Genomic DNA, 24,987 nt, shown 5'->3' with positions numbered 1-24,987 from the left:
ATATCGTGACATTTCTTTCGGTCTTGCTACTCTATTCTCAACGCAGCGTTATTACCCTTCATTAAATAAACCGATGAGACATTGACGATGAAACAGTTGCCGAAGGATTTTCTGTGGGGGGGCGCGGTCGCCGCGCACCAGGTTGAAGGCGGTTGGGATCGGGGCGGCAAAGGGCCCAGCATCGCCGACGTGCTGTCCGGCGGCTCGCACGGCGTGGATCGCGTGATGACCGACGGCGTGCTCGATGGCTATCGCTACCCCAACCACGAAGCGGTAGATTTCTACGGCCGCTATAAGCAGGACGTGGCGCTGTTCGCCGAGATGGGCTTCAAGTGCTTCCGCACCTCGATCGCCTGGACGCGCATCTTCCCTAACGGCGACGAAGCGACGCCGAACGAGGCCGGCCTGCAGTTTTACGACGACCTGTTCGACGAATTGCTGAAATACGGCATCCAGCCGGTGATCACCCTGTCCCACTTCGAAATGCCTTACCATTTGGTGAAAGCCTACGGCGGCTGGAAAAATCGCCGGGTGGTGGAGTTCTTCGTGCGCTTTAGCGAGGTGGTGATGCGTCGCTACCGCGAAAAAGTGAAGTACTGGATGACCTTCAACGAGATCAACAACCAGAGCAACTACCGCTACCCGCTGTTCGGCTACTGCTGTTCCGGCGTGGATTACACCCAGGAAGACAACCCGGAACAGGCGCTGTACCAGGTGTTGCACCACCAGTTCGTCGCCAGCGCGCAGGTGGTCAAACTCGGTCATCAGATCAACCCGGAATTCAAGATCGGCTGCATGCTGGCCTGCGTGCCGTTCTACCCGTATTCCTGCAAGCCGGACGACGTGATGTACGCCGTCGAGGCGATGCACCAGCGCTATCTGTATACCGACGTGCAGATGCGCGGCTACTACCCCAGCTACCTGCTGCGCGATTGGGAACGCAAAGGGCTGAAAATCGAGATGCAGCCGCAGGACGCGCAGATCCTGCGCGAGGGCTGCACCGACTACATCGGCTTCAGCTATTACATGAGCAACGCCCTGCAGGCCGACGCGGTGGACGGCAGCGACGGCATGTTCGGCTTCCCGGGCAACGTGCCCAACCCGCACGTCAAAGCCTCTGACTGGGGCTGGCAGATCGATCCGGTCGGGCTGCGCTATTCGCTGAACGTGCTGTATGAACGCTACCAGAAGCCGCTGTTTATCGTGGAAAACGGCTTCGGCGCCTTCGACAAGGTGGAAGCGGACGGCCAGATCAACGATGACTACCGCATCGACTATCTGCGCGCCCATATCGAAGAGATGAAGAAAGCGGTGATTGAAGACGGCGTGGATCTGATGGGTTACACCCCCTGGGGCTGCATCGACTGCGTGTCATTCACCACCGGCGAGTACAGCAAACGCTACGGCTTTATCTACGTCGACAAACACGACGACGGCACCGGCACGCTCGAGCGTTCGCGTAAGAAGAGCTTCGACTGGTACCGCCGGGTGATCGCCAGCAACGGCGAACAGCTGTAACCGCACGGCAGACAATCAGGGGCGATTTTCGCCCCTTTTTACTGCGCCTTATTCCGCCGTCTGCCCGGCGGCGAGATACGTCGCCATTTCCGCCGGCGGCACCATGCCGCCACCGGTCGCCCACACCAGATGCGTCGCCTGCGCCAGACTCTCGGCGCTGATGCCTTGCTCGCTGAACGCCTTCGCATGGGCTGCAACGCGCCACGGCCCGGCCATGCCCGCCAGCGCGGACGGCTCCAGCTGAAGATGCTCGTGCTTGTCCAACAACCCGAGCAGCGCAAACATCTCTTCGTCGCTCAGGGTGTAAAACGCGCTCAGCAGGCGCTCCATCGCCCGGCCGACGAAGCCGGAGGCGCGCCCCACCGCCAGCCCGTCCGCCGCGGTGCGGTTATCGATGCCGAGATCTTGCACCGCAATGCCGTCATGCAGCCCGCTGTAGACGCCGAGCAGCATGCAGGGCGAATGGGTCGGCTCGGCGAAAATGCAGTGAACGTGATCGCCGAACGCCAGCTTGAGGCCAAACGCCACACCGCCCGGCCCGCCGCCGACGCCGCACGGCAGATACACGAACAGCGGATGCTGCGCGTCCACCACGATACCCTGTTCGGCGAACTGCCGCTTCAGGCGGCCGCCGGCCACCGCGTAGCCGAGGAACAGAGTTTGCGAGTTTTCATCATCGATAAAGAAACAGCGCGGATCGTTTGCCGCCTGTTTGCGCCCCTGCTCGACCGCCACGCCGTAATCTTCGGCGTACTCCACCACCGTGACGCCGTTATCGCGCAGCTTTTGCTTCTTCCACGCCCGTGCATCCGCCGACATGTGCACGCTGACGTCAAACCCCAGTCGGGCGCTGATGATGCCAATGGATAATCCCAGATTGCCGGTCGATCCGACGGCGATGCGGTAATGGCTGAAGAACTGACGAAACTCATCGGAAAACAGCCGGGCGTAGTCGTCGCCGATCTGCAACAGCCCCGCCTCCAGCGCCAGTTTCTCCGCGTGCGTGAGCACCTCATAGATGCCGCCGCGCGCCTTGATTGAGCCCGAAATCGGCAGATGGCTGTCCTTTTTCAGCAGCAGCTTCCCGCCAAGCCGCAGCCCATAGCGCCGATCCAACGCCTGCTGCATGGCGGGGATCGCCACCAGCTCGGATTCGATAATTCCCCCAGAGGACTGGGTTTCTGGGAAGGCCGCGGCGAGATAAGGCGCGAAGCGCGCCAGGCGCTGCTCTGCTTCGGCGACGTCGGCGGCGGTCAGACCGACATGGGGCAAGCCTGCGGCCAGCGTTGTCGCGCGCGGATTGAGCCAGGTGATCGGCTCGAGGGCGACCATTCGTTGCAACAGCGGATGCTGCGCAACCCACGGTTGAATCTGTGATTTTTGCATAAATGTCCCTGACTGATTTGGCGTTGCCGTCACCATGCCTTGAACGCCGGCGGCTGACAAATGATAAATACTGAACTTGAGGTGCAACAGATTGATGCAAGCGCGGCGTTACCCGGCCGCGACGCCGAACAGCATGCCGACGCCGGAGGAGACAGCCATCGCCAGGGCGCTCCAGATCAGGATACGCGCCACCCCCGGCAAGATCGGCGCCCCCCCGGTTTTCGCGGCGATGCCGCCGAGAATGCCGAGGGAAATCAACGCCGATGCCACCAGCGCCGGCCGCGTCCAGGCAACCGGCACCCACAGCGCTACCAGCAGCGGCAACAGCGCGCCGAGGGAGAAACTGAGGGCCGATGCCAACGCGGCCTGCAGCGGCCGGGCGCGCGTGGCGGCGGAAATGCCCAGTTCGTCGCGTGCGTGGGCCTCCAGCGCATCATGCGCCATCAGCTTTTCCGCCACCTGCCGGGCCAGCGCCGGGTCCAACCCGCGATGCACGTAGATAGACGTCAGTTCGCGGAACTCCCCCGGATAGTCTTCGAGCAGCTCCGCCTGTTCCTCGGCCAGCGCGGCCTTTTCGGTATCCGCCTGCGACGAGACCGACACATACTCGCCGGTAGCCATCGACATTGCGCCCGCCACCCACCCGGCGACACCGGCGATCATCAGCGCGGAATGCGAGGCGCTGGCCGCCGCCACGCCCAGCAGCAGGCTGGCCGTTGAGACAATGCCGTCGTTGGCGCCGAGCACCGCCGCCCGCAGCCAGCCGATGCGTTCAATACTGTGCCGCTCTCGATGCATCCTTTCTCTCCCCGTTTTCTTGCTGCTAGTCTCGTGCCGCCGCTTCCAGGCCGGCAATGTCGATTTTGCCCATCAGCAGCATCGCTTCCGTGACTCGCCGCACGCGGGCGGCGTCAGGATCGTTCATCAACTCGGTCAGGCGCCGCGGCACAATTTGCCAGCATAATCCCCAGCGATCGCGCAACCAGCCGCACTGCTCCGCCTCGCCGCCCTCGCTCAACGCATCCCACAGCCGGTCGACCTCCGCCTGATCGTCGCATTCCACCATCACGGAAAAGCTGTGATTGAACGGATCCAACGGCCCGGCTTCGATCGCCGCATAGCGCTGGTCGCCCAGGGTAAAAGAAGCCAGCTTCACGCTGCCGGCCGGGCCGCTCGGCGTATCCGCCGGCAGCTCGGAAAACCAGTTCACGGACGAACCGGGGATCAGCGCGATGTAGCAATTCAGCGCCGCTTCCATGTCTTTTTCAAACCACAGATGTTGCGTAATTCTGGCCATCTGCGCCTCCTTCAGGCATCGAGAATCGGCGCGAACCCGCCAAAGATCATGCGTTTGCCGTCGAACGGCATCTCGCCCAGCGCCTTCATGCGTGGATCGTTCATCATTTTGGCGTTGGCGGCGTCGCGCACTGCCTTGGAGGGGGACTCTATCCAACTGAACACCACTACTTCGCCTTCCTGCGCCTTCACTGCGCCGCGAAAGTCGGTGAGTTTGCCGTCGGGCACGTCATCGCCCCAACACTCCACGATACGCGTGGCGCCAAACTCTTTGAAAAGCGGCGCCGCAGCGGCCGCCAGCCGGTGATAAGCCTCCTTGTTGGCGGCCGGCACCGCCACCACAAACCCGTCTACGTATTTCATCCTGGTATCCTCTTGTCTGATTAAGGACCGTCGGTTCAGCACGGGCGACGTTGCCCGTGCCTCCTACCAGTTTAGACGGCGGGCGTGTGGCTCGGATCGTTGGGCGGGTAAGATTCCGGCGTGGCAACCCGGTTACGGCCGGCATTTTTCGCTTTGTATACCGCCAGGTCCGCCAGTTTGAGCAGGTCAGCCAGGCTATGGCCGGAACCGCCTGGGCAGGTCACCATGCCAATGCTGACGGTGATCTGCAGCGGATGGCCGGCCGGCATGGTGATCGATTCCGCCTCAATGCGTTGCCGCAGCCGTTCGGCCAACTGCAATCCCTGCTGCGGCTGGCCGAGCGTCGAGACGATGGCGAACTCTTCACCGCCCATGCGGCCGAACAGATCGTTGACGTTCAGATCGGTGGCGATGGCGCGGGTAAACGCCATCAGCGCCTGATCGCCACCGTCGTGGCCGAAACGATCATTAATCGATTTGAAATAGTCGATGTCGAGCATCATGACGCACACCAGCTCGCCTTTCTGGTCGATCACCCGCTCGCCGCGCTGCATAAACGCATTGCGCGTCAACACGTGCGTCAACGCATCGTGATTCGCTACGTGCTCCAGCGTGCGCAGCAGCGCGTTGCGCGCATAGTTCATGCTGGCGACGGCGATCGGCCCCAGCGCCAGCAGCGCAATACCCAAGCGCATCGATACCGCGTTCTGCAGCACCTTCATGTCGAGCGTGGTGCTAAGCAACCCGAAATCGATCGCCAGATGGCACCACAGCACATAAACCAGCACCGCGATCATGGTGCTGAACAGCGAAAAGGACATCGCCAACCACAGCAGCACCGGCATCGGGAAGATCACCGCGCCGGGGCCGCCGATCAGCACGCTGCAGACCGCCGCCAGCGCCAGCAGCGCCAACACCGCCAGTTTCCCCCCCGCCTGCGGCCATCGACCGGGCTGCATCAACATGGCGCAGGCCGCGCGCAGGCGATGTCGCCAATCAGCGGGAAACACCAGAATGAAAGGCATCAGCGTGACGTAGTTGGTGAATTCAGAGGAGAACCACAGCGCCAGCGAAGTTAAATAGGGCCGGCCGAACAGCCACTGCGAGGCAACGGCCCCCACCACGCCGGTCGCGGCGGCGGCGGCCAGGCAGATACCGAACAGATACATGCTGGACGCGCCGCGTTGCAGCGTGCGCGCCGGCGGCGACAGCCGCATGAACAGTAGATAGCCCACCACCACGCCGGCCAGATTGGCGGCGTTCAGCAGCAGCGCTTTCTCCAACGCGCTGCCGGTCAACAGATCCGCCGCCAGGTAGCCCAGCACCGCCATTCCCCAGCCGGCGCGCGTCGCCCACTGCGGGCGGCGCACCAAAACGGCCAGCAGCACGGCGTTAGCCGGCCAGAATATCGCCAGAAAACTGCCGGGCCGGCTCACGATGCCCAGCAGACACAGCGCGAACACCAGCAAAAAAATGCTGAGCGCGGGCCAGATTTTCCGGGTATCGGACAACGAGGTGGTTTGCATCTTGGATCCAGAGACTTCCGCTAGCGTAAGGTGACAGTCTTTGCGTGTCACAACCGTCGACGTTGAGGAGAAGATAAACGGCCGACCCGCCTATTATTGCCAGTTTTGCCGGCCCGGACACCTGTTTATTCATCAAGGAAAAATATATTTGTGTATCAATATATTGACGAAACTCGCCTGTCTGGCGCAGAAACTGCTGAAGCGGCCACGCCACTCTGAGCATTCCGCGCCCCAGCCGGTCTGTTACCGGCAAAAACCGCCGTCTTTTTCATAAAAAGTAAAATAAGATTGGGCAATGTGCGGAGATTTTTTCGCCTGGCGTCAAAGCGCCTTGCGGTACATCACAAAACCGGAGCGCTCCGCCACCTTGTCGTACAGCCGCATGGCGGTCTGGTTGGTTTCGTGGGTATTCCAATAAACGCGCGGCAGCCCCAGCTGCTGCGCACGCTCGTAGACCGCCGCGATCAGCGCCCTCGCTACCCCTTTGCCGCGCACCGCCTCCGCGGTGAACAGATCCTGCAGATAACAGTTAGGCTGCAGCTGAGAGGTGCTGCGGTGCAGGATATAGTGCGTCAATCCGACCACCTGGCCCTGCTGCTCTGCGACCAGCGCAAGAATCGGTTCGTAGGCGTCGAAAAAACGCCGCCAGGTGGTCTGCGTTACCTCGTCCGGCAGCGCCGTTGCCCCCTCACGACCGTAAAATGCGTTATACCCTTGCCACAGCGCCAGCCAGGCGGCGTAATCCCGCGCTTCCAGCGGCCTGACCACGATGCTTTCACTCATGATGTCCTCTTCGATGATGTCAAAATGCCCCGCCTCCAGCATAGAACAGCGCACGTCAGCGCGCAGGCGGCGGCAGCACATCGGCGAGAAAATCCAACAGCGCGTGGTTGAACAATGCCGGCCGCTGCAGCGGCGCGAAGTGGCTGACGCCCGGCAGCGTCATCAGACGGGCGCCGGGAATGCTGCGGCTCAGGTAGGCGGCATGCTCGGCGCGGATAAACTCATCGTGCTCGCTGTGAACGACCGTCACCGGCGCGCGTATGGCCGCCAACTCCTGCGCGCTGTAGTTCGGCTGGCTGCTCATCATCAGACTGACGGCAGCGACGAATTCATCGAACCTCTCCGGCGTCGGCGACAAGGCGGCATAGTCCTGCGCATGACGTGCAAAGCAGCGTTCGACGAGGGGACTGGGTGCCGGTGGTTTAACGCCGCTGGGATCCATATTGCAGCCGAAGAAAAAAACGCCGTCCACCCGCTGAGGCGCCCGGTGGGCGGCGATGAGCGCAACACAGGCGCCATCGCTCCAGCCCGCCAGCGCGGCGTGCGGGATCCGCAACGCGTCCATCACCGCCAACAGATCATCGGCCATGCGAGCGTAACGGTAAGGCCGGGCGTCACGCGTGCTGCGCCCGTGCCCGCGGCTGTCGATGACCAGCACGCCATACCCGGCGCCCAGCAGCGTCGGCAGCTGATACCCCCAGTTGCCGCTGTAGCCCAGGCCGCCGTGCAGCAGGATCACCGTCGGATCCGCGCCATAGGCCGCATACCAGATGCGCGCGCCGTCATGTTCGACAGCCCCCTGCCTGGAACAGGGCGGCAACGGCGGCGCACCCTGCGCGGCAAAGTGAGCCAAATCGTCGTCGGTTTGCATCTTTCCCTCCCCGTTCGCCGCCGTTGTGCGCCGAAAAGTCATCAAAGGAGTATAGATCGCACCGGCGAGCGGTGCCGTTCGCTTTCCCGACATATACTTAAGGGAGGAATCGCAATGGAGGACGGTGAGATGAAGAAGATTATTCTCGTGTTTTTGATGCTGATGCTGAGCGGATGTATCGGTGGCGGCGGCCCGTCGAATGCGCCGTCGGCATCGCCGAATGAGCCTTATACCTGCACCAAATCCAGCGCCAACAGCGACTGCTCGCAATCGGTGGAGCCGTCGATGTACTAGCCACGTTCGGCGGGCCGTCACTTAACGGCCCGCCGCCTCAGGGCTGGATTAGGAGGAGTGTTCCTCTTCGTTGGCCTGATATCGCGTCGCCTGCTGTTTCATAAACACCACTTCCTGCGGGCTGGACAGGCTCACTTCCTGCGCGCGCAACAGTTTGAGGATATTGAACAGCAGTTCGCTCTTGGTGGCGCCGACCATGCGCGGGCTCGGCACGTAGCCGGTCACGCTCAGGATAATGCCGTCCGGCCCCAGCTGGCTGAAGCGCACGTAAGGCGCCGGCGTTTCCAGAATGGTTTCGTACTCGTTATAGGCGCTGAGCAAGATATTGCGCACCTGCTCCGGATCGATGGAGGTCGGGAACGTCAGCGCGATGGTCACCACCCCTTGCGCGTTACCCATGGTGGCGTTGCGCACGTTCTGCGAGATCAGCTGCGAGTTCGGTACGATCATGGTGGAACGGTCGCTGAGCTGGATTTCGGTGGCGCGCACGTTGATGCGCCGCACATCGCCTTCCACACCGCCGATGCCGATCATATCCCCTACCTTCACCGGGCGCTCGGTCAGCAGGATCAGGCCGGAAATAAAGTTCTTCACGATCTCCTGCAAACCGAAACCGATACCGACCGACAAGGCGCTGACGATCCACGCCAGGTTGCTCCACTGGATGCCGAGCGCCGCCAGGGTGATCAGAATCACCAGTACATAGCCAATATTGCTGAACAACGTCACCAGCGAAGCACGAATGCCGATGTCCGAAATGGTTTTCGGCAGCAGCTCAGAGCCCAGCCAGCGCCGCACCGCGCGCAGGATGTAAATGCCGATCGCCAGGCAAATCACGGCGTTAAGCAGGTTGCCGGGCACGATGTTGAAACGCTGCAACCCTTCGCCGGTCAGGATGGAGACGATTTTCTCCATCAGCGACCCCGGCGTGGTGCTGCCGAACGAGCCGTTGAACAATGCAACGATCATCAACAGCAACAGTGAACATTTGGCCAGCGCGGTGGTGATGATCGCCACCTGTTCCAGGTGGCGATCCTTGAAGCTGAGCGTTTTCTTCAGCATCTTGCCGCTGACGGTCTGCGGCGAAAACAGCGCGGCGCACAAATCGGTGGCAAACAGCACCATAAAGTAGAACGCCATCAGCACCAGCACCACCCAAATCAGCTGGTAAGTCAGGAAGCGGGCGAAGGCGATGTAACCAACAAGCAAGGAAAGCAGGATCACCACTGAACAGATCAGGGTGACGATGTGCACCAGCCCGCCGACCAGCGTGCGTTTTTCCAGGTGCGTGCCCTGCTGCTCCAGGCGGCGGCGAATGCGCTGGCCGCGCAGCGGCGCCGCCAGCAGCACCATGCCGATCAACCCCGCCACCAGGCCGTTGCCGAAGATGGTGGTGGCCAATGAAGCGCTGACGACGTTGTTGATCAGTTCCACGGTGCCGAACGCCAGCGCCAGACCGGCCAGCAGCGGCGAGAAGTAACGCAGCCCGGCGGCCACTTCATTGTCCAGCGACGCCAAACGCCACGACGGACGATTCAGCGACAGCGCCGCACGCCCCAGCCCGGCGATCAGCGCGCAGAAAATCCCCAGACGGTTAAAGCCTTCGGCGAAGTCTTCCAGCATCACCGGCAGCGGCTGCACGCGAATAAAGACGTAATACAGCAGATTCAGCGCGATAGAGGTAGTGAATACCGTCACCGCCACGGTGATGATCGCCATAAAGCTGCGGCGCAGGCGCCCGTCCGGCAGGAAGCGAATGCTGACCCAGGCGAGGAAACGCTCGGACAAATAGCGCCCCCAGGACCAGACGAGCACCGCCAGCGCCAGCAATGCCAGCGTACCGTAACGCCATTCGTCCTGCCAACTGGCGTCCCAGGCTGCTTTCATCTCGGCATTAAACTGATCCAGCCGCTGGACGTCATCCGCTGACGGCTGCACCACCGGCGTCCAGAATTTGACGCCGAGAATGCTGCCGGTATTCAGCGCCAGCTGGGTTTTAAACGCCACCCGGCGCAGATCGCTGATCTGTTGCCCCAGATCGAAGGTGCTGGTCTTGATGGCCTGCGCGCGTTTTACCGCATCGTCCAACTGTTTTTTACTGTTGTTCAGCGCATTGCGCTGCTGGGCGACGGCCGGGGTTTCCGGCAGCGCGCCGGCCGCCGGGGCCGGCCCCAGCACGTCCAACTGCGCCTGCAGTTTTTCCTGCAGCGGCTGCAGATCGGCGGACAATTTATCCATGCTGGCGACCAAGTCGTCGGTCGCCAGCCGCAGCTTGCTGAGCTGGGTGTCGGTGGTGGCTTTGGAAACCAGCTGCTTCATGCTGTCCAACTGCTTTTGCGCGGCTTTCAGCTGCGTGGCGGGATCGGGCGCGCTTTCGGCGGCGGGATCATCCTGGGTGGCGGCGACGGCGCCGAGTGGCGTCAGCTGCAAACCCAACAGCAATAACAACAACAGCAGGAACGGACGGGGCTTTAACATAAATTCAGTGCTCAGCATCATTATCTGATAGACAGACGAACAGGCGGCGGATGAACCGTCGCTTAACCATAAACGCTAATTATAATAGCTGCTTAATGTCGGCCGAAATACAGTAATTATTCCCATTGTGTGCCACGCGTCCGTACCCTCCTTAGCCTACTGATTATTCAGGCGCTTTTACACTGGCGGCGCGGCACAAAGCGCTCTATACTCCTGCCACCGATTAACCTGCAACCAATAAAAGGAGACTTACTATGCTGACGTGTGAATGTGTTGTTCACTCACACTTCTTTGGTAATCGTCGCCGCTCAAGCATTACCGGTATCGTGCTGCGATAACCCAGCTTGAGCGAAGCTTACTAAAATTCAGGATCTTCCCTCCGGCTTACCGGGTTGTCGTCAGCGATGTTTGACGATAGGCATTGTCATGCCTGTAACTCTTGAGTAAGCAATGAGCACATTACTGTCTGCACAATCTGTCGGTTACGACAACGCGTTCGGCGTCCTGCTGAGCGAGATTTCCTTCAGCCTGAAAAAAGGCGATCGCATCGGTTTGATCGGCGACAACGGCTGCGGCAAAAGTACCCTGCTGCAAATTCTCAGCGGCTCCCTGCCCATCCACAGCGGAACGGTGACATTGTCACATCAATGTCTGATGGCGCGCATCGAACAACACCTGCCGCCTGAGCTGCACGCCAGCACCCTGCTGGATGCGGTACTGGCGCAGTTGCCCGCGAGCCAACACCTCAGCGAACGCTGGCGCTGTGAAGCGCTGCTTGCCGAGTTGGGGTTTGAGCCGGCGAGCTGGGCGTTGACCGCCGGCACCCTCAGCGGCGGCCAACATACCCGCCTGCTGCTGGCGCGCGCGCTGATCCGCCAGCCCGATCTGCTGCTGCTCGACGAGCCCAGCAACCACCTGGACCTGCCCACGCTGCTGTGGCTGGAACAGTTCTTACGCAGCTGGAGCGGCAGCTTCGTGCTGGTATCGCACGATCGCTATCTGCTCGATCAGGTGACCAACTGCACCTGGATCCTGCGCGACAAAACGCTGCAGTTCTTCCGTTTGCCCTGCTCCGCTGCGCGCGCCGCACTGGCGGAACAGGATGCTGCGGACGAGCATCGGCACCAGGCCGAGCAAAAGGAGATCGACCGGGTGGAAAAAAGCGCCAAACGCCTGGCGACCTGGGGCAAGGTCTATGACAACGAAGACCTGGCGCGCAAAGCCAAGCAAATGGAGAAGCGCGTCGATCGGTTGAAGGAAGAACAGACCACCCTGACCGCCGGCAGCCCGTGGCGGCTGCGCTTACAGGGAGAGGCGCTGGACGCCGATCGCCTGCTGGCGCTGCCGCACTGGGCCGTGCGCCCGGCGCCGGATGCGCCGGTGCTGTTCAGCCTGGAACATCTGCGCGTGAAAAGCGGCGATCGCATCGCCATCGTCGGGCGCAATGGCTGCGGCAAATCGTCACTGCTGCGCTTGCTGTGGCGCGAGTATCAGCAACAAACGCAGCGCCCGGCGCTGTTCCATCCGCGCGTGCGCATCGGCTATTACGATCAGAGCCTGCAACAGCTACGCGATGAGGACACGTTGAGCGAAGCGCTGGCACAGTTTGCGCCGCTGACCGAGGAACAGCGGAAAATGGCGCTGATCGGCGCCGGTTTTCCTTACCTGCGCCACCATCAGCAGATCCGTTCGCTGAGCGGTGGCGAGCGTTCGCGGCTGCTGTTCGTCGGCCTGACGCTGGCCAACCATTCGCTGCTGTTGCTGGACGAGCCCACCAACCACCTGGACATGGCAGGCAAAGAAGAGCTGGCGGAAACGCTGCGCCAGTTCGCCGGCGCCATCATGTTGGTCACCCATGACCGGATGCTGATCGAACAGAGCTGCAACCGCTTTTGGCTGATCGACCAGCAAAAACTGGAGGAGTGGCACGATCTGGCGCCGGTGTATCAACGCCTGGCGGGCGAAGCACCGGCGCTACCGACGGCGGGCAAGGCCGATGCAGACGCCCCGACGCCGGACGAGCGCTTGGAAGGCGAAGAAGCGCTGCTGACCGCCCTGTTTGCCCTCGAAAGCAAACTGGAGGACGACCTGGCGCGCAAGCCGAAGCACCAGAAACCGGAGCTTCAGGCGCGCTGGCGCCGCGAGATTGCCGACATCACCGCCCGGTTGAATCTGGGCTAACCTTGACAGGCCGCCCTCCGGCGGCCTGTTTTTTGACGGAGTGCGACATGGCATTTTCCCTTGAGCAGGCCTCACTCGCGCAGCGGCCGCTGCTGGCGGCCATGCTGTCTGATTGCCTGCGCGAGCTGGGCGTCGATGGGGATTACCCCTATTTGCCGCTCTACTGGCGCGAGGCCGGCCGCTACCCCTATTTGATGTTGAGCGATCGGCAAACCGCCGGGTTCGCGTTGGTCAGGCGTCTCGATAGCGCCACCGTCGAAATGGCGGAGTTCTACATCAAGCCCGAATGGCGACGCAACGGGATGGGGCAACGGGCTGCCCGCGCCTTGTTCGCGCGGCATCCCGGCGGTTGGTCGCTGTCGGTCAGCCAGGATAATCCGCGCGGGCTGGCGTTTTGGCGCTCGGTAGTACCGGCCGGGGCCATGACTCAACCATTTTCGGCCCCCGATGCCATGATGCAGCTGCGCTTTTCATCCCCGCCGCCCTGAGCGACACATTACCTTCATCCTTTTATGGCAGGGTAAGCTGATTCGTTTTTTGCTATCGAGCCTGCCATGACTTCACTTTCCCCACGGGACATCGAGGCGCGCTACCGCTTCGCGCGTGAGATTGCCCGCGCCGCCGCCGATCTCGCTTTCAGCTTTTATCAACGGCGGCAAACCCTGGCGGTCGACTTTAAACAGGGGCTGCAGGACGTGGTCAGCGAAGCCGACCGCCGCGTCGAAGCGCTGATCCGCCGCATGATCAATCGCCGGTTTCCCCAGGATGGCTTTCTCGGCGAAGAGAGCGGCAGCAGCGGCGAGCACGCCGCCTGCGTTTGGGTCGTCGATCCTATCGATGGCACCGCCTGCTTCCTGAACGGATTGCATACCTGGTGTATCGCGATAGGCGTGGTAATTGACGGCGAGCCGACGATCGGCGTGGTTTACGATCCCAACCACCGCGAGATGTTCCGCGCCTGCCGCGGCCACGGCGCCTTCCTCAACGGGGAACCGATCGGCGTGCATGCCGGGCGCAGCGTCGCGGATGGCGTGATGGGCGTCGGGATTTCACCGCGCGCAACGGCGGCGGACTTCAGCGGCTTTCTCTGTCGCCTGCTGCAGGCGGGAGGAATGTTTGTGCGCAGCGGCTCCGGCGCGTTGATGACCGCCCAGGTGGCCGCCGGTCGGCTGCTGGGCTATTACGAACCGCACATGAATGCCTGGGACAGCCTGCCTGGCTGGGTGCTGACGCGCGAAGCCGGCGGCATGGCGAATGACTTTATGCACCATGACGGGCTGCGGCGCGGCAACCCGCTGCTGCTGGCCAACGCGGCGCTCTATCCGCAGTTGGCCGAGCTGATTCAAATGCCGGGCTTGATCGGCTCGACGTGCCCTATCGCGCGCGTGATGGCCGGATAAAGCGAGCGCAGCCGGCGCTCGACCCGATCGACCGCATCGTGCGCCGCGGCGATGGTGACCGCCGGCGACACCCGGCAGTGGAAATTGACGATGATGCCCCCGTCGGTCTTGCGCGCGCGGACGTTATGTACGTCTTGCACGCTCTCTCCCTGCTCCAGCGCCGACTGCAAGATCCGCCGAATATTCGCCAGCTCCGTCGCATCGACATCTTCGCTGGTCAGCCAATGCGGCGTCTGCGGCTCCAGGTGCGTCTCTATCTCGGTGTCTTCACCGATCGCCTGACGCAGGATCCCCTCTATCTCCGTGGCGATGTCATGCGCCTGCGCCACGCTGGCGTTGGCCGGCACCGCCAAATCCATGCCGATCGCCATACGCGTCGGCAGCTGCTGCAAGGTCACATTCTGCACCTGCGCGCCGTGGTTGGCGGCAATCGCCCGAATGCGGGTCGCCATGTCCTCATCGCTGCGGGTCTGTGGCACCGCGATGACGGTGAATTCCGCCCTGGCGTATTGCTCCCGCAGTCGCTCAACAATTTCTCGCTTCAGCGCGTCGATGCGTTCCAGCGGCAAGGTGCGGCACACCGCCACCGTGATTTCGACGAACAGCACCGCGCCGGCGTTGCGAATGCGCACGCTGTCGCAGGCCAGCACCGCCGGAAAACGCGCCAGCGTGGCACGGATCGCCTCGGTCGCCCCGGCGGGCGCGGCATCCATCAGCGAGTCGAAGGAGCGTTTACCCAGTTTGATCGCAGCGACAAAGATAAAGCCGGCGACGATCAGCGCGGCGATGGCGTCCGCGCGGCCAAAGCCCAGCAGCACAAACACCATGCCCAGCAGCACCACGCCGGACGAAAGCATATCGGAGAAGAAATGCAGCGCATCCGCTTCCAGCGCCGCGCTGTCGGTCGCTTTGGCGACGCGGTTGAGCGCCCGCACGCGGAAGAAATCGACGCAGATGGAAATCAGCAACACCGCAATCACCACCGGTGCGGCGACGATCTCATGCGGCTGCCCGAGCAGGCTGCTGCCCGCCTCATAAACGATCCAGCCGGCGGCACCCAGCAACAGCAGCACCTCGAACAGCGCCGCCAGGTTTTCCACCTTGCCGTGGCCGAAATGGTGATCGTCATCGGCGGGCTTATCGCTGATGCGCACCGCCAGCCAGGTGATACTGGTGGCGATAAAGTCGGTAAAAGAGTGGATCCCTTCGGATATCAGGCCAATACTGCCGGTGAAAATGCCGGCGACGAACTTGCCCGTAGCCAGTAACCCGCTGGCGATCATCGAGTTTCTGGCTACGGCCTGTTTTTCATTTTGCATGATGCTGCTCACATTCGGACGGTGATTTATTTTTTTACTTTAGAGGATAATTGCCAGACAAAGGCGATCAGCAGCATACTGCCAGAAAATGTCAGCATGAGGCTAGTAAGAAAATTGGATTTCCCGGTGGAATAAAAATAAATCTCATTAACGCCTACCGAGATCATTAAAATGGCGTAGAGCAATCCCAGAATAAGAATCGTCATTATTATCAACTCCCGTATCAGGCTGCGCGTTCAGCGCGCCGCTAAATCCTCCCCATAATAAATAGCGGTTACGGGGAGGATGCATCTAGGCGGATCTTTAGCGTTCATCAATCATCCCATTTGGTGCTCATATAGGCCGCCAACAGACCCAGTGAGCTGATCATTGCCAGGAATCCCATAAAAATAGTCATGTTTCCCATTATTTTGTCCTCAGGTTAAATGTTATCGATAAAAGCCCCTTGCGTTAAATATCGGGGTTGGTCGGTATCCATGGTTTTTTAACGTCCTCCTCTTTGTTGTCACACTCCCGCCCTGTTTAGAGCGGGAACCGTTTAAATCCCCAAAACGTACTGGGCGATTTTGAAATAAATAATCAGACCGGTACCGTCGATAAAGGTGGCGATAAACGGCGCCGACACCACCGCCGGATCGATGCCGAGCCGTTTCAACAGCATCGGAATGATCGACGACACAATCGCGCTCCACACGGTGATCGCCACCAGCGACAGGCTGACCACCAATGTCACCTCCATGCCGACGCCCATGATCCAGGCGCGCACCCAGGCCGCCAGACCGATGGTGACGGCGATCAGCAGCGAGGTCGTGACCTCTTTACGGATCACCGCGCCCAGGTTGCGCAGGCTGACCTCGCCCAGCGCCATGGCGCGCACCAGCGTCGAGGTGATCTGGGTGCCGCTGTTGCCGCCGGTGCCGATCAGCAGCGGGATGAAGAACGCCAGCGCAATCGCCGCTTCGAGCTGGTCTTCAAACGCCTTCAGCACGTTGCCGGTATAGGCTTCGGCGACGAACAGCATCAGCAGCCACACCGAGCGTTTGCGCCACAGCGCCCACGGGCTGGTCTCCAGGTAAGGCTTATCCAGCGGCAGGCTCGCGCCCTGGCGCTGTGCATCCTCGGTATTTTCATCCTCGACCAGCCGGGCAATTTCGCGTTCACCCAGTACGCCGACCAGCGTGTTGTTCGCCACGACCGGCACTACGTCCAGGCCACCTTTGCCGAGCAGATGCGCCACGTCGTTGCGATCGTCGTCGGGTGAAACCTGAAAATAGCTGTGATCCATCATCACGCCGACCGCTTTATCCTCGTCGTCGCACTGCAGCAGTTTTTTCACCGATAGCGTGCCGCGCAGATGATAATCGTCCGCGGTAATAAATACCCGGGTGGGAATTTCGTCCGTTTTTAGCTGTGAAAGTAAATATTCCCGGGCATGCGTGACCGTCATCGTCGCGGGAACAGTAATAAAATCGGCGTTCATATAGCCGGCGACCGAGGTCTCGTCGAGAGTTTCAGTCGCGCTCAGCGCCGGAGAAGAATAATGTTGATGTGACTTGATCATTTTGTCAGTCCCTATTTCTGTTTTGAACTTCAACAGCGAATCGCATAGGGGCGTAACCACAGAGGGAGTGCAGACTGCCTATCTCCGCGTCCAGGTTTTAGCACTATACAACGTATCCGAATTGTTGCTCGGAAGTTACTTTGGGCTGAACCTTAATCCGATAAAGCCTGTCTTAACCTTGGGCATCTCTCGATGTCGTCAGATCAGTAACCTGTGTTTGTATAGGAGCCTCGCCAAACGAGATACTGCATATAAACTACCGGCGCAGTATAGGCGTTGTTTTATCCGGCAGGAAGAAAAGATTGCCCGTCGTTTATGGAGTATTTAGGATAATGTTATTAAACACGAATCTATAAAAACGGCTGATATAAATCAGCCGTTTTTTATTTCTCAGTGCTCGAGAAGATAGACGTTTTTATCGTACAAGGCACCTTGAGGGGTAAAGTCGATCCCCTTCACGTAGGGTTTAATGAGCGTGGCGTTGGCCTCGTAGTACACCGGCGCCACCGGCGTATCGGCGGCCAGCACCGCCTCGGCCTGCTGGAAGTATTGCTGCACCTGCTGCGGCGTCTGCGCCGCCGTTGCCTGATGCAGAATGCGGTCGTAGTCCGGGTTATGGTATTTAGGGCTGTTTTCGCTGCTGTCGGAACGGAACACGTTCAGGAAGGTGGAGGGATCATTGTAATCCGCCAGCCAGCGGGTAAAGGCCACGCCATATTGCCCGCGGTTGATATTATCCAGCGTCACTTTACGCTCCTGGCTTTGCAAAGTGGCCTCTACCCCGAGGTTCTTTTTCCACATGGCGGCGGCGGCGATGACGATCTTCTTGATGGTGGCGTCGTTGCTGTACAGCACGGTAAAGCGCAGCGGGTTCTCGGCGTTGAAACCGGCCTGCGCCAGCAGTTGCTTCGCCTGGGCGTGCCGCTGTTCCGGCGTCCAGCCAGCCGCAGCGCCGGGCTGCAAGGTATAGCCGCCCGCCCCCGTTGGGGTAAAGGTCCAGGCCGGCTGTTGGCCGTAGCCCAGCACCTTGCCGGCGATAATGTCTTTGTCCAGCGCCAGATTCAGCGCCTGGCGCACCCGCAGGTCGTTAAACGGCGCCTGGCGGTTGTTGAAGGCGAAATAACTGGTGGAGAGCAGCGGATAGGTCACCAACTGTTGCTCGCCGAGCGTTTTTTTCAGCTGCTGATACAGCTCCGGCGGCGTGGTATACCCCAACTCAACCTCGCCGGCGCGAAAACGCGCCACCTCCGGGAAACCCTGTATCGGCAAGAACGTCACTTTGTTGAGCACGGTGTTGGCGTTGTCCCAATACTGCGGATTGCGTTCCACCACCACCTTTTCGTTCACCACCCACTGGCTGAGACGGAATGCGCCGTTGCCGACAAAATGCGCCGGTTGAGTCCAGTTTTTGCCGTACTGCTCCACCACTTTGCAGTTAACCGGCAAGACCGGAAAATGCACCAGCTGCTTGAGCAGGTAGGAGTTGGGCTCCGACAGCGTCACCTGCAGGGTGTGCGCGTCCAGCGCCTTGACGCCCAGCTCGCTCGGCGGCTTGCTGCCGGCGTTGATCGCCGCCGCATTCAGCACGTAGGCCGATGCCAGATAGCTGCCGTACGGCGACGCGGTTTTCGGATCGGTGAGGCGCCGCCAGCTGTAGACGAAATCGTCGGCGGTCACCGGATCGCCGTTCGACCATTTGGCCTGCGGCCGCAGATGGAAGGTCCAGACGTTGCCCTGATGCTCCCACGTCTGCGCCAGCGCCGGGATCGCTTCGCCGTCTTTCCCGACGCGCAGCAAACCTTCGAACAAATCGTTGAAGATATAGAACTCCACATTGCTCTCGGCCAGGTTCGGATCCAGCGTCGCCGGTTCATACCCGTTGGCGCGCACCAATTCCTGTACCGGCGCCAGTTTAGCGCCCGCCGGCACCTCGGCCGCCTGAGCTGTCGTCGCGTTAAAAGCCAGGAGGATTAAACCAGCCAGTTTCTTGCCATTAAATGAATATTTCACGTCGATATCCCTGATTAGTGTTTTATCGCGTTCAATATGCAATGTGGTAGTGGAATAAATTAAATCATTAATCGCTATGAGTCATAACCAAAAGCGGTGTTGAATTTCTTTCATTATCAACGAAATAGTGGCTAAAACTGACGAAAGCAAGCGGAAGGACACGGCGGCCGGCATCGCCGAACAGGAACGTCGCGAACCGGCGGTGAGTAGTGTTTATTCGCCACACCGGCCCGACAGGTTCGCCCATCGCCGCAAATAGCCCGCTGTGGCAAGTTCATCCCGGTCTGGAAATCGACGCGGGAACCGACTGGTTCATCGATAAAACTCACCCCAGCTGTTTTTACCAGACTGATCTGGCGGAGCGGCTCAAACAAGCCGGCATCGGTCGGCTGGTGATTTCGGGAATGAAAACGCAATATTGCGTAGACACCACGTGTCGGCGCGGCGCGGAATTGGGGTTTGACATGGTACTGGCCGCCGATGCCCATAGCTGTTCAGATACGGCGGAACTCGGTGCCGAAGCCATTATCCGTCACCATAACCAGACCCTGTCGGGGCCATTCGTGACGCTGGCGTTGGCGGAAGAGGTGAAATTCTAAAACGCGGGCGACTTACCTGTCAGGCCGGGCTTCCACCCGGCCTTTTCAACGGCAAGTCTTGTCGCGGCGTGGCTTTTTCGGCGCCAGCAGATAATCCACTACGCTTTCGTCGACGCAGCTGTCGATGCCGTTCAGCGCCAGCGTATGCCCGTCGCGTTCGCGGGTGATCAGCGGGCTTTTAAAGGCGGCGGCCATCACCTGGGCGTTGCGGTACGGCGTGGTTGGATCGTAGCGCTGGGCGACGAACAGCAGCGGCGGCAACGCGGCGGACGCCACCGGCGTGTGCGGGCGATCCTTGCCTCGGTACGGCCACAGATCGCACATTTCCAGCGGATACTCGTGCAACGGCAGATAGTGAGCATACAAAGCGGCGGTATTGATCTCCTGCCGCTGTCTGCGCAACAGCAGCGGATCGGCCGTCGGGTTGGCGACGTCGGCGCAGGTAATGACGTTCAGGGCGTCATCGGCATCCGGTGAGTAGCTTTCGTCGATCAGATCGGAAACCTGCTGCCCGGCGATGCCGGCATCGAGCTGACGCAGCACGGTCGCCAGCTCATGCCAGCGCTCCGGCCACAACAGCAGCGAACGCGTGGCCGTCAGCACGTCGTCGGCGGAGATTTCATAACCCGCCGCGGTGACGAACGGCTGCTCATGCAGCTTACGCAGCAAAGCATGGTAGCGTTGTAGCGCCTGATTGGCGCCGCCGCCCAACTGGCAGCTGTCGGTTTTGCCGCAGTAGGCGGCGAAGCGCAGGAAGCTTTGCTGAAAACCTCGCTCCTGGTTCATGCGCTGGGTGAAATCGTCTTCCGCCAGGTCCACCACCCCGTCCAGCACCAGCGCGCGCGTTTTCTTCGGGAAGCGTTCGGCATACAGCGCCGCTACCTTGGTGCCGTAAGAGTACGCCACCGCCGTCAGCCCCGGCTCGCCCAGCGCGTGGCGGATCGCGTTCAGATCGTTGACCGCCTCGTCGGTGCCGATGTGTTGCAGCACGTCCGCGCCGGTCTGTTTGATGCAGGCGGCAATCAGGGTGCGCGTCTGGCTCTCCGCACCGGCCACATCGTTGTCGTCCGGCGTCGGGGTTTCGTCGCCTTCGGCCACCTGACAGGAGATTTTCGGCGTCGATTGGCCGACGCCGCGCGGATCGTAACCGATGATGTCGTAGGATTTACGCAATCTGGCGACGTGCGCGTCGTTGCCCAAATAAGGATTGATGCCCGGCAACCCCGGCCCACCGCTGATCATCACCACGCTGCCCTTTTTCGGCCCGGTGGCGGGCAGCAGGGTCAACGCCAAACGCACGGTCTGTTCGCCCGCCTGCGCCACATGAGCGGGCGGTGTGGCATAGGCTAACGGCACCTCGAGGTAACCGCAGCGCAGGCCCGGCGGCGGCGCCTCATCGAACCAGCGCTGAAAACCGCTGTTGAGACAAGATTGCCAACGAACGCCGTTTTCGGCCGTCGCGCCGTGAGCCGCAGGCTTGGCCTGGGCGGGCAACGTGGCGGTCGCGGCGAGCAGCGCCAGAATACGCAGTACTGACATGGGGAGTCCTTTCAACTCAACGAATCGGTCAAAGGTTAACGATACCCGGTTAAACAGCTAGCCAATAGAACACAAAAAACCGCGCGGGTGAAGCCGTCACCGTACGCCCGGCAAGACATTTCTTTGCTCGGATTGCTCTTATAACGCACAGAATGCTGCAAAAAGTGCCGTTCACCTGCTAGGCTTAGGGTTCGTTAACCCACAAGGACCAGGAGAGTTGCATGTTTGGAAAAGCGGAAGACAAAGCCAATGAAGCCGCAGGCGCGGTACAAGAAGCGTTCGGTAAAGCCGTTGATTCACCGGAACATCAGGTGAGCGGCGCGGCGCGCAAATACGCCTCTCAGGCCAGCTATGCCGCCCGAGACGCGGCGGATAGCGTAAGAACCCAGGTGGAAGCCAACCCGCTGGCCGGCGTGGCCGTTGCGGCAGCGGTCGGCATCGTTTTCGGCTTCTTGCTGGGACGCAAATAAGCGGCGAATGCGCCGCTCGACAACAGGCCCGTTAAGGGCCTTTTTTATCGCCCTTTCCTCTACCGGCGCCGTTATGCGCGCAAACTTTCATCTATCACAACCATCGCTTAAAAAAACCAACGCCTTCAACTACGATTAGTTTGTGACCAGAGCGAGGCTCTGCGATCCGACGGATAACCCTATGAGGATTATCATCATTATCCATGCTGTTTAAGCCGCTCTCCTTCACGCGGCTAAGAAAGGTTGATTATGGCTCGCACCACCCCTATCGAACGTTACCGCAATATCGGCATCTCCGCGCATATCGATGCCGGCAAGACCACCACCACCGAGCGGATTCTGTTTTACACCGGGGTCAGCCACAAGCTGGGTGAAGTGCATGACGGCGCGGCGACCATGGACTGGATGGCGCAGGAACAGGAGCGCGGCATCACCATCACCTCGGCGGCCACCACCTGCTTCTGGAACGGCATGCAGCATAATTATCCGCAGCACCGCATCAATATTATCGACACCCCCGGGCACGTCGATTTCACCATTGAGGTTGAGCGTTCGATGCGCGTGCTGGACGGCGCCGTGATGGTCTATGACTCGGTGGGCGGCGTGCAGCCGCAGTCGGAAACCGTCTGGCGCCAGGCCAACAAGTACAAAGTGCCGCGGCTGGCGTTCGTCAACAAAATGGACCGCATCGGCGCAGACTTTTTCCGCGTGCGCAAAATGATGATCGAGCGCCTGAAAGCCAACCCGGTGCCGATCGTTATCCCTATCGGCGCCGAAGACCACTTCAGCGGCGTGGTGGATCTGGTGCGGATGAAAGCCATTCTGTGGGACGAGGCCTCGCAGGGCATGAACTTCAGTTTCGAAGAGATCCCGGCTGAGCTGCGCGATTCAGCGCAGGAGTGGCGTGAAAACATGATTGAAGCCGCCGCCGAAGCCTCGGAAGAACTGATGGAGAAATACCTCAACCAGGTGCCGCTGAGCGAAGAGGAGATCGTCCACGGGCTGCGGGTGCGCACCGTCGCCGGCGAAATCCAGCCGATGCTGTGCGGCTCTGCGTTCCGCAACAAAGGGGTGCAGCGCATGCTGGATGCGGTAATTGAACTGATGCCCTCGCCGCTCGACGTGCCGCCGATGGAAGGCCACGGTGAACACGATGAAATCATCACCCGCAAAGCCGACGATAATGAAAAATTCTCGGCGCTGGCGTTCAAACTGATGACCGACCCGTTCGTCGGCCAGCTGACCTTCGTGCGCGTCTATTCCGGGGTGCTGGCCAAAGGCAGCAGCGTTTACAACCCGATCAAGGGCAAAAAGGAGCGCATCGGCCGCATCGTGCAGATGCACGCCAACGATCGGAAGGACATCGACGAACTGCACGCCGGCGATATCGCCGCCTGCGTTGGCCTGAAGGACGTCACCACCGGCGATACGCTGTGCGATCCTGGCGCCATCATCACGCTGGAACGCATGACCTTCCCCGAGCCGGTGATCGCCCAGGCGATCGAGCCGAAGACCAAGGGCGACCAGGAGAAAATGGGCATCGCGCTGCAGCGCCTTTCGTCGGAAGATCCGTCGTTCCGCGTGCGCACCGATGAAGAATCCGGCCAGACCATTATCTACGGCATGGGCGAGCTGCACCTCGAGATCATCGTCGATCGCATGCGCCGCGAGTTCGGGGTGGAGACCACCACCGGCAAGCCGCAGGTATCGTACCGCGAAACCATCCGCAAGCGAGTTGCGGACGTGGAAGGCAAGTTCGTGCGCCAGTCCGGCGGTAAAGGGCAATACGGGCACGTGGTACTGACCGTCGAACCCAACGAACCCGGCAAAGGCTTCGAATTCTTCGATGAGATCAAGGGCGGCGTCATTCCGGGAGAATTTATCCCGGCGGTGAAAAAAGGCGTGCTTGAGGCGCTGAACAACGGGGTGCTGGCCGGTTATCAGGTGGTGGACGTCAAGGTGCACCTGACCTTCGGTTCTTACCATGATGTCGACTCGTCGGAACAGGCGTTCCGCATGGCGGCGATTTTCGGCTTCAAGGAAGCCTGCCGCCTGGCGGATCCGGTGATCCTTGAACCGATCATGTCGGTGGAGGTGGAAACGCCGGAAGATTACGCCGGCAACGTGATGGGCGACCTCTCCTCACGCCGCGGTCTGGTGCAGGGCATGGAAGAGATCCCGGGCGGCGGCGGCAAGGAAATTCGTGCCAAGGTGCCGCTGTCCGAGATGTTCGGCTACTCGACGACCCTGCGATCGATGTCGCAGGGCCGCGCCACCTACACCATGGAGTTCAGCCACTACGCCGAAGCGCCGCGCAACGTGGCCGAAGAGATCATTCACCACAGCAAGCGTTAACCCCCGCGCCCGCCTTCGCGGCGGGCGTCACCCCTGTTTGTCCTCCAGCGCCACCACCACCGGCTGCGGCTTGATACGCATGGCGTACACCACGCCGGCGATCAGGCAGACGATGCCGGCCAATGTCAGCAGCGGCGGCCAGGCCTGGCGCAGCAGAAAGGTATAGGCCAACCCCGCCAGAATTTCGAACACGATAAGCGGCCCCACCAACACCGTCGGCAGCCGCTGGCTGGCTTCGTTCCAGCACAGCGCCCCCAGCCAGGAGCAGAACACGCCGATAACCAGCATCAGTGGGATAAATACCTCGGGGCGCGGGCCGAACGGCAAGGCAAACGCCGGTTCGCTCAGCGCCAATTGGCCGCAGACCGCCAGATAGCCCAGCAGCGCCAGCGGCAGCGTCACCAGCCCCTGCGCCGTGGCCCAGGTGGCCGGCCGCTGCGTCGGGTTCTCCCGCAGCCAGCGCGAATTGCGCAGCGGGAACCAGGTCCAGCACGCCACCGCCAACACCGCCAGCCCAAGGCCGCTGAGATAACGCCAGCCGTCGATCGGCACCGCATTGCCGCGCAGTTCGGCGATGTTTACGCACGCTAGTCCGCAGACGATCAGCAGCAGCGCCGGCGCCAGCTTGCTCCAGGCCAGCCGCCCGTCGTGCCTGCCGTAAAACAGATTGGCGCAGATGGCGATCACCACCGGTAAGGTGCCGATGATCATGGTCGATACCGGTGCGCCGGTACGCTGAATGGCGCTGGCCAGGCACAGGTAGTACAGCAGATTGCCGATGGCCGTAAGTTTGAGCGCTTCCAGCCAATCCTGGCGCCGCAGCTTGCGCAGGCGGCGGCGATCGAACCACGCCAGCGGCAAGGTGATCAGCCCGAAGGCCAGATAGCGCCCGGTGGACTGCAGCGCGGCGGGATAATCCGGCACCAGCAGCGGGCCGACGAAAATCAGTCCCCACATCAGCCCGGCGGCCAGGGCAAACACAACGCCAATGAACATAACGACTCCGACAAACGGCCGGCGCGGCCAACCCGCCCGACA

The 24,987-nt window shown here is 61.0% G+C and carries 23 protein-coding genes and 1 riboswitch; of the genes, 8 read left to right on the top strand and 15 right to left on the bottom strand.

What is annotated here, in order from left to right; translation table 11 throughout:
* The first annotated feature begins 81 nt into the window (after window positions 1–81).
* Window positions 82–1,518: a 6-phospho-beta-glucosidase gene (locus FHU12_RS08695; protein WP_141968733.1), complete on the top strand. Its 1,437-nt coding sequence runs from the start codon at window positions 82–84 to the stop codon at window positions 1,516–1,518.
* Window positions 1,519–1,566: 48 nt separating this feature from the next.
* Here FHU12_RS08695 and dsdA read toward each other — a convergent pair whose 3' ends face one another.
* The 7 genes from dsdA to FHU12_RS08660 form a co-directional block, all read right to left on the bottom strand.
* Window positions 1,567–2,904 carry a D-serine ammonia-lyase gene (gene dsdA, locus FHU12_RS08690; protein ID WP_141968731.1) on the bottom strand — a complete coding sequence of 446 codons (1,338 nt, stop codon included), beginning with the start codon at window positions 2,902–2,904 and terminating at the stop codon, window positions 1,567–1,569.
* 108 nt (window positions 2,905–3,012) lie between these two features.
* On the bottom strand, window positions 3,013–3,702 hold the full coding sequence (locus FHU12_RS08685) for a VIT1/CCC1 transporter family protein (protein ID WP_038871544.1): 690 nt from the start codon (window positions 3,700–3,702) through the stop codon (window positions 3,013–3,015).
* A gap of 25 nt (window positions 3,703–3,727) precedes the next feature.
* Window positions 3,728–4,201, bottom strand: coding sequence for a VOC family protein (locus FHU12_RS08680; RefSeq protein WP_141968729.1), 474 nt, complete (start codon window positions 4,199–4,201; stop codon window positions 3,728–3,730).
* A gap of 11 nt (window positions 4,202–4,212) precedes the next feature.
* Entirely contained in the window at window positions 4,213–4,563 is a 351-nt protein-coding gene (locus FHU12_RS08675; RefSeq protein ID WP_141968727.1) for a DUF1428 domain-containing protein, read from the bottom strand.
* Window positions 4,564–4,634: 71 nt separating this feature from the next.
* The gene (locus FHU12_RS08670; protein ID WP_141968725.1) at window positions 4,635–6,089 is read right to left on the bottom strand and encodes a sensor domain-containing diguanylate cyclase; all 1,455 of its coding nucleotides are present in this window, start codon (window positions 6,087–6,089) and stop codon (window positions 4,635–4,637) included.
* 321 nt (window positions 6,090–6,410) lie between these two features.
* Window positions 6,411–6,872 carry a GNAT family N-acetyltransferase gene (locus FHU12_RS08665; protein ID WP_141968723.1) on the bottom strand — a complete coding sequence of 154 codons (462 nt, stop codon included), beginning with the start codon at window positions 6,870–6,872 and terminating at the stop codon, window positions 6,411–6,413.
* A 55-nt stretch (window positions 6,873–6,927) separates the two neighbouring features.
* A complete protein-coding gene (locus FHU12_RS08660) occupies window positions 6,928–7,743 on the bottom strand; it encodes an alpha/beta fold hydrolase (protein ID WP_141968721.1) in 816 nt (271 codons plus the stop codon).
* Between the two features lie 129 nt (window positions 7,744–7,872).
* On the opposite strand from FHU12_RS08660, the gene FHU12_RS08655 reads away from it, so the two are divergent.
* On the top strand, window positions 7,873–8,037 hold the full coding sequence (locus FHU12_RS08655) for a hypothetical protein (RefSeq protein WP_223294939.1): 165 nt from the start codon (window positions 7,873–7,875) through the stop codon (window positions 8,035–8,037).
* A 48-nt stretch (window positions 8,038–8,085) separates the two neighbouring features.
* Here FHU12_RS08655 and FHU12_RS08650 read toward each other — a convergent pair whose 3' ends face one another.
* Window positions 8,086–10,515 (bottom strand): DUF3772 domain-containing protein, encoded by a 2,430-nt coding sequence (locus FHU12_RS08650; protein ID WP_185742288.1) that lies wholly within the window; start codon window positions 10,513–10,515, stop codon window positions 8,086–8,088.
* 450 nt (window positions 10,516–10,965) lie between these two features.
* Between FHU12_RS08650 and FHU12_RS08645 the strand changes: the two genes are divergently transcribed.
* The 3 genes from FHU12_RS08645 to FHU12_RS08635 all read left to right on the top strand — a co-directional run bounded on the left by FHU12_RS08645 (window position 10,966) and on the right by FHU12_RS08635 (window position 14,096).
* A complete protein-coding gene (locus FHU12_RS08645; RefSeq protein ID WP_141968716.1) occupies window positions 10,966–12,696 on the top strand; it encodes an ABC-F family ATP-binding cassette domain-containing protein in 1,731 nt (576 codons plus the stop codon).
* A 47-nt stretch (window positions 12,697–12,743) separates the two neighbouring features.
* Entirely contained in the window at window positions 12,744–13,184 is a 441-nt protein-coding gene (locus FHU12_RS08640) for a GNAT family N-acetyltransferase (protein ID WP_141968714.1), read from the top strand.
* A gap of 66 nt (window positions 13,185–13,250) precedes the next feature.
* Window positions 13,251–14,096, top strand: a complete 846-nt coding sequence (locus FHU12_RS08635; RefSeq protein WP_141968712.1) for an inositol monophosphatase family protein — start codon at window positions 13,251–13,253, stop codon at window positions 14,094–14,096.
* On the opposite strand, the gene FHU12_RS08630 is transcribed toward FHU12_RS08635, so the two are convergent.
* The 5 genes from FHU12_RS08630 to FHU12_RS08610 all read right to left on the bottom strand — a co-directional run bounded on the left by FHU12_RS08630 (window position 14,039) and on the right by FHU12_RS08610 (window position 18,986).
* Window positions 14,039–15,415 (bottom strand): cation diffusion facilitator family transporter, encoded by a 1,377-nt coding sequence (locus tag FHU12_RS08630; protein ID WP_141968710.1) that lies wholly within the window; start codon window positions 15,413–15,415, stop codon window positions 14,039–14,041. The two genes, FHU12_RS08635 and FHU12_RS08630, sit on opposite strands and share 58 nt — an antisense overlap.
* Window positions 15,416–15,441: 26 nt before the next feature.
* On the bottom strand, window positions 15,442–15,621 hold the full coding sequence (locus FHU12_RS08625) for a hypothetical protein (protein WP_004938106.1): 180 nt from the start codon (window positions 15,619–15,621) through the stop codon (window positions 15,442–15,444).
* 107 nt (window positions 15,622–15,728) lie between these two features.
* Entirely contained in the window at window positions 15,729–15,821 is a 93-nt protein-coding gene (mgtS, locus tag FHU12_RS08620; protein ID WP_004938109.1) for a protein MgtS, read from the bottom strand.
* 132 nt (window positions 15,822–15,953) lie between these two features.
* Complete coding sequence (locus tag FHU12_RS08615; RefSeq protein WP_141968708.1) at window positions 15,954–16,976, bottom strand: magnesium transporter; 1,023 nt, start codon at window positions 16,974–16,976, stop codon at window positions 15,954–15,956.
* Between the two features lie 75 nt (window positions 16,977–17,051).
* Window positions 17,052–17,225: riboswitch (M-box (ykoK) riboswitch) on the bottom strand.
* Between the two features lie 141 nt (window positions 17,226–17,366).
* The gene (locus FHU12_RS08610; RefSeq protein ID WP_141968706.1) at window positions 17,367–18,986 is read right to left on the bottom strand and encodes an ABC transporter substrate-binding protein; all 1,620 of its coding nucleotides are present in this window, start codon (window positions 18,984–18,986) and stop codon (window positions 17,367–17,369) included.
* A 209-nt stretch (window positions 18,987–19,195) separates the two neighbouring features.
* Between FHU12_RS08610 and FHU12_RS08605 the strand changes: the two genes are divergently transcribed.
* Window positions 19,196–19,585 (top strand): isochorismatase family protein, encoded by a 390-nt coding sequence (locus FHU12_RS08605; protein ID WP_230489859.1) that lies wholly within the window; start codon window positions 19,196–19,198, stop codon window positions 19,583–19,585.
* A 45-nt stretch (window positions 19,586–19,630) separates the two neighbouring features.
* On the opposite strand, the gene FHU12_RS08600 is transcribed toward FHU12_RS08605, so the two are convergent.
* Window positions 19,631–21,124, bottom strand: coding sequence for an alpha/beta hydrolase (locus FHU12_RS08600; RefSeq protein ID WP_141968704.1), 1,494 nt, complete (start codon window positions 21,122–21,124; stop codon window positions 19,631–19,633).
* 221 nt (window positions 21,125–21,345) lie between these two features.
* On the opposite strand from FHU12_RS08600, the gene FHU12_RS08595 reads away from it, so the two are divergent.
* A complete protein-coding gene (locus tag FHU12_RS08595) occupies window positions 21,346–21,594 on the top strand; it encodes a CsbD family protein (protein WP_141968702.1) in 249 nt (82 codons plus the stop codon).
* Between the two features lie 249 nt (window positions 21,595–21,843).
* Entirely contained in the window at window positions 21,844–23,949 is a 2,106-nt protein-coding gene (gene fusA, locus FHU12_RS08590; RefSeq protein ID WP_015377944.1) for an elongation factor G, read from the top strand.
* A gap of 27 nt (window positions 23,950–23,976) precedes the next feature.
* Here fusA and FHU12_RS08585 read toward each other — a convergent pair whose 3' ends face one another.
* Window positions 23,977–24,945, bottom strand: coding sequence for a DMT family transporter (locus tag FHU12_RS08585; RefSeq protein WP_141968691.1), 969 nt, complete (start codon window positions 24,943–24,945; stop codon window positions 23,977–23,979).
* Window positions 24,946–24,987: the final 42 nt, after the last annotated feature.

The organism is Serratia marcescens, assembly GCF_006715005.1.
Classification (GTDB): domain Bacteria; phylum Pseudomonadota; class Gammaproteobacteria; order Enterobacterales; family Enterobacteriaceae; genus Serratia; species Serratia montpellierensis.
The sequence above is the reverse complement of the archived record's forward strand: the minus strand, read 5'-3'. Positions and strand labels throughout refer to the sequence as shown.